The 13062-nt window shown below is 47.8% G+C and carries 10 protein-coding genes; all 10 read left to right on the top strand.

Features of this window, described 5'->3' with window-relative positions:
• Positions 1-4 precede the first annotated feature (4 nt).
• The 10 genes from ispG (at position 5) to hemB (ending at position 13061) form a co-directional block, all read left to right on the top strand.
• The gene (ispG, locus tag MHI06_RS23360) at positions 5-1102 is read left to right on the top strand and encodes a flavodoxin-dependent (E)-4-hydroxy-3-methylbut-2-enyl-diphosphate synthase (protein ID WP_017692591.1); all 1098 of its coding nucleotides are present in this window, start codon (positions 5-7) and stop codon (positions 1100-1102) included.
• A 167-nt stretch (positions 1103-1269) separates the two neighbouring features.
• Positions 1270-3024, top strand: a complete 1755-nt coding sequence (gene lonB, locus MHI06_RS23355; protein WP_169480463.1) for an ATP-dependent protease LonB — start codon at positions 1270-1272, stop codon at positions 3022-3024.
• A gap of 86 nt (positions 3025-3110) precedes the next feature.
• Entirely contained in the window at positions 3111-5450 is a 2340-nt protein-coding gene (gene lon / locus MHI06_RS23350; RefSeq protein WP_340399257.1) for an endopeptidase La, read from the top strand.
• A 156-nt stretch (positions 5451-5606) separates the two neighbouring features.
• On the top strand, positions 5607-6266 hold the full coding sequence (gene yihA / locus MHI06_RS23345) for a ribosome biogenesis GTP-binding protein YihA/YsxC (RefSeq protein ID WP_169480461.1): 660 nt from the start codon (positions 5607-5609) through the stop codon (positions 6264-6266).
• Between the two features lie 281 nt (positions 6267-6547).
• On the top strand, positions 6548-7933 hold the full coding sequence (gene hemA, locus MHI06_RS23340; RefSeq protein WP_340399256.1) for a glutamyl-tRNA reductase: 1386 nt from the start codon (positions 6548-6550) through the stop codon (positions 7931-7933).
• A gap of 53 nt (positions 7934-7986) precedes the next feature.
• Positions 7987-8775 (top strand): cytochrome c biogenesis protein CcsA, encoded by a 789-nt coding sequence (gene ccsA / locus MHI06_RS23335; RefSeq protein WP_169480688.1) that lies wholly within the window; start codon positions 7987-7989, stop codon positions 8773-8775.
• 5 nt (positions 8776-8780) lie between these two features.
• Positions 8781-9431, top strand: a complete 651-nt coding sequence (locus tag MHI06_RS23330; protein WP_169480459.1) for a bifunctional precorrin-2 dehydrogenase/sirohydrochlorin ferrochelatase — start codon at positions 8781-8783, stop codon at positions 9429-9431.
• A 2-nt stretch (positions 9432-9433) separates the two neighbouring features.
• Positions 9434-10390 (top strand): hydroxymethylbilane synthase, encoded by a 957-nt coding sequence (gene hemC, locus MHI06_RS23325; RefSeq protein ID WP_340399255.1) that lies wholly within the window; start codon positions 9434-9436, stop codon positions 10388-10390.
• A gap of 4 nt (positions 10391-10394) precedes the next feature.
• Positions 10395-11957: a uroporphyrinogen-III C-methyltransferase gene (gene cobA, locus MHI06_RS23320; protein ID WP_340399254.1), complete on the top strand. Its 1563-nt coding sequence runs from the start codon at positions 10395-10397 to the stop codon at positions 11955-11957.
• A 102-nt stretch (positions 11958-12059) separates the two neighbouring features.
• Positions 12060-13061, top strand: a complete 1002-nt coding sequence (hemB, locus tag MHI06_RS23315) for a porphobilinogen synthase (protein ID WP_340399253.1) — start codon at positions 12060-12062, stop codon at positions 13059-13061.
• Position 13062 lies beyond the last annotated feature (1 nt).

Raw genomic sequence — 13062 nt, 5'->3', positions numbered from 1 at the left:
ACTCATGTATTTAAGACAAGATACACGTCCCGTGAAAGTGGGAAACGTAACGATCGGTGGCAGTAACGAAGTCATTATCCAGAGTATGTGTACAACCAAAACGGCAGATGTTGAGGCGACGGTTGCAGAGATTTTGCGACTGGAAGAAGCCGGCTGTCAAGTGGTACGTGTAACAGTGAATAATGAGGAAGCTGCCGCAGCCATCAAGGAAATCAAGAAACGCATTAACATACCGCTTGTAGCAGATATTCATTTCAACTATAAGCTGGCTTTACTTGCGATTGAGAATGGTATTGATAAAGTCCGGATTAATCCTGGTAATATCGGTAAACGTGCTAAAGTGGAAGAAGTGGTTAAGGCTTGTAAAGACCGCGGCATTCCGATTCGCATCGGGGTAAATGCAGGTTCACTTGAAAACCATCTGCTTGAGAAGTACGGGTATCCTACAGCTGATGCTATGGTAGAAAGTGCATTGTATCACATTGGTATTCTGGAAGAGCTTGATTTCCATGATATCATCGTGTCTCTCAAAGCATCGGATGTGCCTATGGCTATTGAAGCGTATACCAAAGCAGCGCAAATCATTCCGTATCCGTTGCATCTCGGGATTACCGAAGCAGGTACACTGTTCTCCGGTACAATTAAAAGCTCTGCAGGTATGGGAGCCTTGTTGTCCATGGGTATTGGTTCAACGATGCGGATCTCGCTGAGTGCGGACCCGGTGGAAGAAATCAAGGTTGCTCGTGATTTGCTCAAAACCTTTGGACTTATTACAAATGCAGCTACATTGATCTCCTGCCCGACGTGTGGACGTTTGGACATCGATCTGTTCTCCATTGCCAACGAAGTGGAAGAGTATATCTCCAAACTTAAGGTGCCGATTAAAGTATCGGTGCTGGGTTGTGCAGTTAATGGTCCAGGTGAAGCCAAAGAAGCGGATATCGGCATTGCTGGTGCTCGTGGAGAAGGTCTCTTGTTCCGTCATGGTAAGATGATTCGTAAAGTGCCTGAAGAAATCATGGTTGAGGAATTGAAAAAAGAGATCGACAAAATCGTCGAAGCCTATGAAGAGACAGGGGTTATTCCTGGTCGTTCGCACTGATTGATTCATATCTTGTTTTTGTAACAGCCCGCCAGCGATGGTGGGCTTTTTATTTTCTCGCATACAAATTCTGCATCGCCCGTTTACGTCGCGTTGAAAAGGCTATACTACCAAGTATTAGCATGATCTCATATGAGAATAGCGACAAAATAGGAGGATGTGAAGACATGGAATTTGGTATGGTCATCATGTTGATTCAGTTATTTTTTGGAGTGGTGATTGGTTTGTATTTCTGGAACCTGCTACGTGGCCAGAAAACGAACCGCAGTGCTGTTGAGCGTGAATCTCGCAAGGAACTGGAGAAGCTGCGTAAGCTGCGTTCAATCTCACTCACCAAGCCGTTGTCGGAGAAGACGCGTCCAGCTACTATTAACGATATAGTTGGGCAAAAAGACGGGCTGCGTGCCCTTAAAGCTGCTTTATGCAGTGCGAATCCGCAACATGTTATCATTTATGGCCCTCCCGGAGTCGGGAAGACAGCTGCCGCAAGGGTCGTGTTGGAAGAGGCCAAGAAGAATCCAACTTCTCCTTTCAAGCCAGACGCGAAATTCACGGAGTTGGATGCAACAACAGCCCGTTTTGATGAGCGTGGTATTGCGGACCCCTTAATTGGTTCGGTCCACGATCCGATATATCAGGGAGCAGGAGCCATGGGCGTTGCAGGTATTCCCCAACCGAAACCGGGCGCTGTCACGAAAGCGCATGGGGGAATGCTTTTTATTGATGAGATTGGTGAATTGCATTCGATTCAGATGAATAAGCTGTTGAAAGTGCTGGAGGATCGCAAGGTGTTTTTGGAGAGTGCGTACTATAACTCGGAAGACACGCATACTCCTGCTTATATCCACGATATTTTTCAAAATGGCCTGCCGGCCGATTTCCGCCTGGTTGGAGCAACGACACGTTCGCCTCATGAACTGCCACCAGCTTTGCGTTCGCGCTGCATGGAAGTTTATTTCCGTCCTTTATTACCTGAGGAGATTGGGCGAATTGCAGAAGACGCTGTGCAGAAAATTGGGTTCAGCCCATGCCCGGATGCCGTTGATGTGGTCAAGCGATATGCAACCAATGGACGTGAAGCGGTCAATATTATCCAGCTCGCTGCCGGGCTTGCGCTGACAGAGAAACGTGAGACGCTTCAGGCGTCCGATGTGGAGTGGGTGGCTGGTAGCAGCCAGATTCAGCCACGACCTGATCGTAAGGTCCCTTCACAGCCGCAGGTGGGGTTTGTTAACGGCTTGGCGGTATACGGACCGAATATGGGAACCATTTTGGAAATCGAAGTGTCTGCTGTTCCGGCTCTCAAAGATCAAGGCCGGATCAACATTACGGGGGTTGTGGATGAAGAAGAGATTGGAGGCGGTTCACGGACACTCCGGCGAAAAAGTATGGCTAAAGGCTCGGTTGAAAATGTGTTAACCGTATTAAAAGCCATGGGTATTCGTCCGAATGATTACGATTTACACGTGAATTTCCCGGGCGGGACGCCTATTGATGGTCCATCAGCCGGGATCGCTATGGCGACTGCCATTACATCAGCCATTCAGAGACGCCCTGTGGATCATGAGACAGCGATGACTGGTGAGATCAGCATCCATGGTCGGGTCAAGCCGATTGGTGGCGTACTGGCCAAGGTGGAGGCTGCTTTTCAGGCAGGAGCGAAGACCGTTATTATTCCGGCGGAGAACTGGCAGTCCATTTTTGAGAATCTGGAGGGCTTGCGCGTTATTCCGGTAGATACGGTGCAGGACGTATTTCGTGAGGTATTCGCATGGGTTCCAGAATCGCAACAGATGGAACAAACGAAGCTTGCAGATGAGGCGATTACACCTGCAACGGAGATTTTTCCACCGGCATCCGCTTCCTATTTGCGTGCTGACGTGCCTCGTCCAGGACAGGTTACAGATTCGGGAAGCTGCTAAGCGCTTCCCTTCATTGGTTTTTTATGTGAACATTTGATAGAATAATGAATGACTACAACCTGAGAGCCATTGGAGGTGCGAAAGCGATGGGACCGAGCAAAGCGAAAGGTCGTCGTTTTCCTTTACTGCCTTTAAGAGGACTTCTCGTCTACCCGAGTATGGTACTGCATCTCGATGTGGGCCGGGAGAAATCGGTCAAGGCTTTAGAAAAAGCGATGGTAGAAGAACATTTGATTCTCCTATGTTCCCAAGCCGAGGTAAATATTGAAGAACCAACACAAGAAGACATTTTCAGAATCGGAACCGTAGCCAAGGTCAGACAGATGCTGAAGCTTCCGAACGGTACGATTCGTGTACTCGTGGAAGGCTTGGAACGGGCTGAAATTATTGAATATACGGACAACGAGGAATATTACGAAGTGCTGGCACAAGAACTGCCTGAAGAGGAGAATACGCATCCGGAGACGGATGCCTTGATGCGTACCGTTCTGAACCAGTTCGAAAATTATATTAATCTGTCCAAAAAAGTGACACCCGAGACACTTGCAGCAGTGTCCGACATCGAAGAACCGGGGCGCCTAGCCGATGTCATCACGAGTCACCTGTCCTTGAAGATCAAGGATAAGCAGGAAATTCTGGAGACCATCGACGTTCGGGAACGTTTGGAGAAATTACTCGACATCCTGAACAACGAACGCGAAGTGCTGGAGCTTGAACGCAAGATCAGCCAACGTGTGAAGAAACAGATGGAGAAAACGCAGAAGGAATATTATTTGCGCGAGCAGATGAAAGCGATCCAGAAAGAACTGGGTGAAAAAGAAGGCCGTGCGGGTGAGGTTGAGGAACTTCGCACTCAGATGGAAGAACTCGGCTTGCCGGACAAGGTGAAAGAAAAGGTCGAGAAAGAAATTGATCGACTGGAGAAAATGCCTGCAAGTTCAGCCGAGGGTGGAGTCATTCGAAACTACGTGGATTGGCTTCTTGGCCTTCCTTGGAGTCAGATGACAGCAGATGATCTGGATATCCAAAAAGCCGAGGACGTGCTCAATGCAGATCATTACGGATTGGAAAAGCCCAAAGAGCGTGTGCTTGAATATCTGGCTGTCCAGAAGCTCGTCAAGAAGCTCAAAGGGCCGATTCTCTGTCTGGTTGGACCTCCAGGGGTCGGTAAAACATCACTTGCCCGTTCGATCGCGAGATCGCTAGGTCGGGAGTTTGTAAGAATATCTCTTGGCGGCGTGCGTGATGAAGCCGAGATTCGTGGTCACCGACGTACCTATGTAGGGGCTATGCCTGGGCGTATCATCCAAGGGATGAAAACGGCAGGTTCACTCAATCCGGTATTCTTGCTGGACGAGATTGATAAGATGGCTTCAGACTTCCGCGGAGATCCTTCCGCAGCGCTGCTTGAGGTGCTTGATCCGGAACAAAATAATACGTTTAGTGATCACTTTGTAGAATTGCCGTTTGACTTATCCAACGTTATGTTTATAACAACTGCCAACACGGTACACAACATTCCGCGTCCTTTGCTGGATCGGATGGAAATGCTCAACATCCCTGGTTACACGGAGCTGGAGAAGCTGCAAATTGCGAAAAACTATTTGCTGCCCAAACAGAAACAGGACCATGGTCTGGAAGAAGAGCAACTGGAAATCCCGGATGACGCGCTGTTGCGTGTAATTCGTGAATATACACGGGAGTCCGGTGTGCGTAATCTGGAACAGCAGATGGCTTCGTTGTGCCGGAAAGCTGCCAAGAACGTCGTATCAGGTGTAGAAGGTCAGATCAACATCACATCAGATGCGATCAAAGACTACCTTGGACCTGGCAAGTTCCGTTATGGTATGGCCGAACTGGAAGATCAGATTGGTACCGTAACAGGTCTTGCTTGGACTGAAGTGGGTGGAGATACCCTTATCATTGAAGTGACGGTTGTACCTGGAACAGGTAAACTGACTCTCACAGGTAAACTGGGGGATGTCATGAAGGAATCGGCACAAGCCGCATTCAGTTACACTCGTTCCAAAGCTACACAACTCGGGATTGCACCTGACTTCCATGAGAAGAACGATATCCACATCCACGTTCCGGAAGGAGCTATTCCTAAGGATGGTCCGTCTGCTGGAATTACGATGGCAACAGCATTAATCTCAGCCTTGACGAACAAACATGTTTCGAAGGATATCGCCATGACTGGTGAAATAACACTGCGTGGGCGTGTACTGCCGATTGGTGGTCTGAAAGAAAAATCACTGGCAGCGCATCGTGCTGGCTATAAAAAAATATTATTGCCCAAGGATAACGAACGGGACCTGCGTGACATTCCAGACAGCATCAAGGAAGATGTGGAATTTGTCCCAGTAGCCCATATGGATCAGGTGCTGCAGCATGCACTTGTTGAACAGGCAGGAATTCACCTGTAATCCACATATCCGAAAGGTTCGTATGAAGAGTAGACCGTTCTGCGGAGGCTTCGGCGTCCGCTGGAACGGTTTTTTTGGTATGATAGAACAATCCATGGCATAATACCATCAACAGGTTATGCTTAGCACAGGCGTTCAAGAGAGGAAAGATACAATATGAAAGTAAATCAATCTGAATTTATTATCAGTGCCGTTCGGCCTGAACAATACCCTGAGGACGGTCTGCCAGAGATTGCTTTGGCGGGACGCTCCAATGTCGGGAAATCTTCACTGATCAACCGTTTGATCAATCGTAAAAATCTGGCTCGGACAAGCTCAACACCGGGTAAGACGCAGCAACTGAACTATTATAAAATTAATCAGGATCTCTACTTCGTCGATTTCCCGGGGTATGGCTATGCCAAAGTTTCGAAAGAGCAGCGCTTTGCCTGGGGCAAAATGATGGAGAAATACTTGTTGGGACGCGAGGAATTGAAACTGGTCATGCAGATGGTGGATATGAGACATGAACCGTCCAAGGAGGACAAGATGATGAACGAATGGCTTCGTCATAATGGACTGCCTTTGGTTGTAGTAGCAACCAAGATGGACAAGATTCCAAAAACACGCAGAGCCAAATATATCAAAGTCATTAAGGAATCACTGGGTCTTCGTTCAGGGGATCTGTTTGTACCTTTTTCATCTGAAGAAGGATTGGGGAAAGAAGAGTTATGGGACATTATCACCCGCCATGCCCGCATCGATAAGTATGCACCAGAAGTTCTGGATGTAGAGGGTGCTCCTGAAGAGGAAGAAACCAACGAAATTAACGGATAACCGTAATAGTCATGGAATGATTCCATGGCTATTTGTTTTATTATCCAATCGTTATGAATATTCATGATAAGCATTTTTTAACGCATAACGGTGAACTTTGGTGAGACACTACAATAAATGACAGTGCATATGATGATGAACATGGTGATTTCATAAACATTTCATAAAAATGACCCGGTGACGGCTATGATGTGTGATATAATTAACCTTGTCAATCATAAATGGATAGACATATGCAGTAAGCACTTTGATTGGAAATTTATTAGGCAGGTGAACTTGCAATGCACATCGTTGTCGTTGGTTTGAATTATCGCACGGCGCCTGTAGAGGTTAGGGAACGATTCACATTTGCAGAAAAGGACTTGTCTGAAGCGCTGCAGCAGCTCAAGCTGACCAAGAGTGTATTGGAAGGTGTAATCGTGGCCACATGTAACCGTACCGAGTTGTACGTTGTGGTAGACCGTCTTCACATGTGTGGTTATTTTATTCGAACTTTCATGGAACAATGGTTTAATGTACCACGGGAAGAATTTACGCAGCACTTATATATATATGAAGATGATCAAGCCATGCGCCATCTGTTCCGTGTGATCTGCGGACTAGACTCCATGGTCATTGGTGAGACTCAGATTCTTGGACAGGTGAAACAGGCTTTTCTTAAAGCTCAGGAAGAGAAATCAACAGGTACCTGGTTTAATATGCTGTTCAAACAGGCAGTTACGCTGGGCAAACGGGCACATTCGGAGACTTCCATCGGGGAGAGCGCCGTATCTGTCAGTTATGCTGCTGTCGAGCTGGGCAAGCGGATCTTTGGTATGTTCACAGACAAGAAGGTGCTCATTTTGGGTGCCGGAAAAATGAGTGAACTGACCGTGAAACATCTCTATGCCAACGGGGCATCCGAAGTCATCGTGGCGAATCGGACGCTCGCAAGAGCCGAAGAATTGGCAGCCAAGTTCCGGGGAACACCTTGTACGATGGAACAGGCATTAGAGCGACTGAATGAAGTTGACATTGTGATTAGTTCCACTGGAGCTGAACGTTATGTCATGGATGCAGCAGTGGTACGGGAGAGTATGAAGCGTCGTCAATCTCGTCCATTGTTTCTGATTGATATTGCGGTTCCACGTGATATTGATCCGGCGATTGGTGAATTGTCCAACGTGTTTCTCTACGATATTGATGATCTGGAAGGAATCGTGGAGAGCAATCTGGAGATGCGTAAAGTGGAAGCTGCCAAGATTGAGAGAATGATTGAGCTTGAGATGGAGGATTATTACCATTGGCTCAAAACGTTGGGCGTTCGTCCCGTCATTCGCGCTTTACAGGAAAAAGGTGTCTCCATTCATGAAGAAACAATGGATAGCCTGTTCAATAAACTGCCTGAGCTCGATGAACACCAACGTAAAGTCATTCGTCGTTTGACCAAGAGTATAGTGAATCAAATGACGACAGATCCGATTAACCGGATCAAGGAAATGGCAGGTACGAAACAAGGTGATGAAGCTCTGCGCATGTTTACTCAGATTTTTGCTCTGGAAGATGCAGTAGAGATGGCTACTGAAAAAGTAAATCAGAGTGATGCCACGGCTCTGGGCAAACCAGCCGCTCACCTTAACGAAAACCGGCAAGACCCCGTGCCGGCTTATGCTCCGGCAGGCGTATAAGGCGGGTGGGCAGCTTGACCCTTGCTGAACAAGTCTATGAAGCTCTAATCTATATGTATGCCCTGAGCCTACTGTTCTATTTCTCGGACTGCATTCGACGCAATGCGGGGGCGAAGCGGACAGGCACAGGGTTTCTTGTTGTGGTTTGGGGGCTACAGGTCACGCATGTCATATTGCGCATGTGGACCGAAGGTCATTTCCCCATCTACACGACCTTTGATTTTTTGTTTATATTTTCATTCAGCATTGTGCTGATGTCTCTCGCCATGACTCGCATCCAACGTTCTGAATTTGTGATTCTGTTGCTGAATGTTGTTGGTTTTTCCGTTACTGTATTGAACCGACTGTGGTTCACGGCTGGAGAGATATCACTGCACAATTGGCAAACGGTACATGGATTACTCATTATGCATATTACCTTGGCGAATCTCGGTTTTGCGGCGTTAACAGTTGGTACGGTATTTGCCTTGTTATATCTGTTTTTGCACCACAAGCTGAAGAAAAAAAAGTGGAATGATACGATGCGGCGAATGCCAAGCCTGGAAGTGATCGGCAAATACATGGATGGTGCTAATTTCATAGGTACACCGCTCCTGGGTGTTTCTGTGATGCTTGCGGTATTGTCCATTGTAGCGGAAACACGCTGGACACTGCTCTTGGATCTCAAAGTTATTGCGACAGGTCTTGCTATAGCCATCTATGTGGGTTACTTCATATCCAAGAGAAGAAAACAGTTCTCTACGATTATTATGGCAAGATGGACGCTGATCGGATACGGATTTGTCATAATGAGTTTTTTATCCAATGCGTATTCAGCGTTTCATCGTTGGACGGGAGAGTGAAAGATATGGACCGTTACACGCCGATATTTGTAAATACTTCAGGCAAAAAGTGCTGCGTGGTTGGTGGTGGACGTGTTGCCGAGCGTAAAATAAAGGGATTGCTGCATGCCGAGGCACAGATTACGGTCATTAGTCCGGAGCTTACTCCCTCATTAAAACAACTGCATCATGAATCCCGAATTCAATGGATAGACCGGTCCTACCGCAATGGAGATTTGCGGGGGGCCTTTCTCGTATATGCAGCCACTGACCGTTCAGAGGTCAATTCAAGTGTGGTTCGGGATGCTGAGGCCGCGGGCATACTGGTGAATGACGCGATGTCTTCCGAGCACAGCAACTTTATTACGCCAAGCGTGGTCAGACGTGGGAGATTAAGCATAGCTATATCCACAGCAGGAGCGGGGCCAGCAGCAGCTGCCGAGATACGTGCTACACTTGAACAACAGTTCGGTGATGAGTATGAGACGTACTTGGAGTTTTTGCACCAGATGAGGACTGAGGTGAAGTCACGCGTATCCTCTCCGAGTCTCAGAAGCACGCTGCTCCGACAATTAACTGAAATGAACATATTAGAAGATATTCGTACAGGCCATTTCCGGTGGTGGACCGAAGAAGAAATCGGGGACTGGATATCCCGTAATCAGGAGGAAGTGTAGATATGCGTACAATTAAAGTTGGTAGTAGACAGAGCGCGCTTGCGCTAACCCAGACAGGCCATGTCATTCAGGATTTACGCGACATTTGTGAGCGGGAAGGATTAGCTTTTGACTTTGAAGTACATAAGATTGTTACGAAGGGAGATCTCATTCTGGATGTAACGTTGTCAAAAGTGGGAGGCAAAGGATTGTTCGTCAAAGAGATTGAACAGGCGATGCTTGATCATACCATTGATATGGCCGTTCACAGCATGAAGGATATGCCTTCCGAGTTACCCGAAGGATTAATCAATGGGGCTGTTCCCCGTCGTGCAGATCCACGGGATGCGCTGATTTCCAATGGTGGACTTACGCTTGATCAACTACCAGAAGGGGCGAGAGTTGGTACAAGCAGCCTGCGCCGATCCAGTCAGTTGAAGGCCTATCGTCCAGATTTACAATTGGAATCACTTCGCGGTAATATCGATTCCCGTCTGCGGAAGCTGGAGACCGAAGGACTCGACGCGATTATTTTGGCTGCTGCAGGATTGTACCGAATGGGCTGGGAAGACCGGATTACCGAGTACTTGACCGAAACAGCTTGTCTTCCGGCCGTGGGTCAGGGTGCGCTCGGTATCGAATGTCGTGAAGACGATGAGGAACTATTGCACTTGTTGCAGCTGTATAACGACCCGGAGACAGCATTTCCTGTACAGGCGGAACGCCGTTTTCTCAGTGTATTGAATGGTGGATGTCAGGTTCCGATTGGTGCTCATGCGGTATGGCTGCCTCAGGAAGATACGGATTCCCTGAATGGAGAAAACACGTTACAATTAACAGGTATGGTTGGCACGCCAGATGGTGGACTGATTCTCAAGGAAGCTCTGACCGGGAAAGATCCGGTTCGTCTGGGAGAAGAAGTGGCTTGGAGATTGATTGAACGGGGAGCAGAGCAGATACTGGCAGAAGTTAGGGGATGAAGACATGGTGGGAAAGGTCTTTTTGGTAGGAGCAGGTCCTGGGGATGCAAAGCTGATTACGGTAAAAGGATGGGAATCCATCGGTAAAGCTGATGCTGTAGTCTATGATCGTTTGGCAAGTCCGAGGTTGTTAAAACAAATGAAGCCCGGTGCGGTCAAGATTTATGTGGGCAAGCGCCCCGATCGGCATACGATGAAACAGGAAGAGATCAATCAACTGTTGGTTGATCTGGCTCTGGAAGGTAAGGTTGTAGTTCGGCTTAAGGGTGGCGATCCGACGATCTTTGGACGCGTGGGCGAAGAGGCGGATTTGCTGCACAAAAACGGAGTTCCGTTTGAGATTGTACCTGGGGTTACAGCTGCAATAAGTGTACCTGCGTATGCCGGAATTCCTGTGACTCACCGTGACTATGCTTCTTCTATCTCTATCATTACGGGGCATGAGAGTCCGGACAAGCTTGATCGCAGCATCCATTGGGATAAAGTGACGAATGCAACGGGCACACTTGTATTTATGATGGGGGTTGCCAAAATTGGATATATCAGCGAACAATTGATTCGTCATGGTCGTCCAGCGCAAACACCAGTAGCTCTGATTCGTTGGGGAACACGAGCGGAACAGGATACCATTACAGGTACCCTTGAAGATATAGAAGCGAAAGTGATTGCGGCCAATTTCCAACCGCCTGCTGTTATTGTGGTGGGGGATGTCGTGAATCAACGGGAACAGTTGAAATGGGCTGAAGCGCTGCTGCTGTTTGGCAAACGAATTCTGGTGACTCGTGCTCGCAGTCAGGCGAGTGAACTCGTGAATCGCATTGAGGAGCTTGGCGGGGAACCGTATGAGTTTCCGGTCATTGAGACGGTTATGCCGTCCAGTGAATCTGCGCAGCAAAGTGTCAAAGACGCCTTAAGTGCTTTAAGTACGTATGACTGGGTGTTTTTCACAAGTGTGAATGGCGTTGAGTTTTTCTTCCGTCATCTGGAACAGGAAGGCAAAGACATTCGCTCGATTCATCAAGCGAGAATTGCTGCCGTAGGACCTTCTACAGCAGACGCTTTACGCAAACATGGCATCGTTGCTGAGGTCGTCAAAGGTCCTTTCCAGGCCGAAGGCATGCTTGAGGCTTTTGAAAGTGAGCTGAAGGAAGGTCAGAAAGTGCTGCTTCCGCACGGCGATCTGGCACGTACGTGGTTACGTGACCAGTTGAGAGAACGAGGACTTCAAGTCACCGAAGCTATCATCTATGATACAATCCTCGCTGGTGAGGATGATGACGAACTGCTCAAGCTGCTTGAAGAAGGCGGCATTCATGCGGTGACCTTTACAAGTTCATCGACGGTTACCAACTTCATGAACATGTTGAAACGTATGGGATTGCAAGATCCACTGCCTTTATTGAAAGATGTGGAGGTTGCGTGTATCGGACCTGTTACAGCGAAGACGGCAGAGGCAGCTGGACTAAAGGTTACACTGATGGCAGAGGAAGCAACGATGGATAGCTTGATCACAGTGCTATGCGACTGGAAACGGACAGGCACCAAAGAAGGCGCACTTCGAAATTAATACACATGTAATCATGTCAACATATGAAGCGTGCTGAATTCGACAGGATACCAGCGCGCTTCCCTTTTTGCTCTATTTAACTTTCAGGGAGGTTTTACACATATGAGTTTTCCTATTATACGGCATCGCCGTTTACGCCAATCCACAGGTATTCGTAATATGGTCAGAGAGACCCATTTAACCGTAGATGATTTTATTCAACCGATCTATGTGACGTATGGAGAAAATGTGAAATCCGAAATCAAATCGATGCCTGGCGTGTTCCGCTTCTCGTTGGATCGTCTTCAAGAGGAAGTAACGGAAATTGCCGAGCTTGGAATTCCAGCGGTGCTATTGTTCGGTATTCCGGAGACCAAGGACAGTGTGGGTTCATCTGGTTTTGCTGAAGATGGCATTGTTCAGGAAGCGACAAGATTGATCAAATCCTGGTATCCAGAGCTGTTGGTTGTTGCAGATACTTGTCTGTGTGAATTCACGGATCACGGTCACTGCGGTATGGTACACACCGTGGAGATTGATGGTCACATCTGCGGAGATGTGCTGAATGACGAATCACTGGATCTGCTCGTGCAAACAGCGGTGTCCCAAGCCAAAGCAGGAGCGGATATTATTGCACCATCCAACATGATGGATGGATTTGTACAAGCGATCCGTGCCGGGCTGGATGAGAATGGATTCAGTCACATTCCGATCATGTCCTATTCCGTAAAATATGCATCCGCATTCTATGGCCCATTCCGCGAGGCAGCAGACTCAACGCCACAATTCGGGGATCGCAAGTCGTATCAGATGGACCCGGCCAATGCACGCGAAGCTTTGCGTGAAGCCGAAACGGATGTGCTCGAGGGAGCGGACATGTTGATGGTAAAACCATCCCTTTCGTATCTGGATGTCATGCGTACCATCAAAGATCAATTTGATCTTCCACTTGTCGCTTATAACGTTAGTGGCGAGTATGCCATGGTAAAGGCAGCGGCGATTCAAGGCTGGATCGATGAGAAGAAAGTCGCGATGGAAATTCTGCTCAGCATGAAACGTGCAGGTGCAGATATGATTATTACGTATTACGGAAAAGACGCCTCCCGTTGGTTGGCTGAGAAATAAA

Source organism: Paenibacillus sp. FSL H8-0079, from assembly GCF_037991315.1.
Lineage (GTDB): Bacteria > Bacillota > Bacilli > Paenibacillales > Paenibacillaceae > Paenibacillus.
This window is presented reverse-complemented; position numbering and strand designations above follow the sequence as displayed.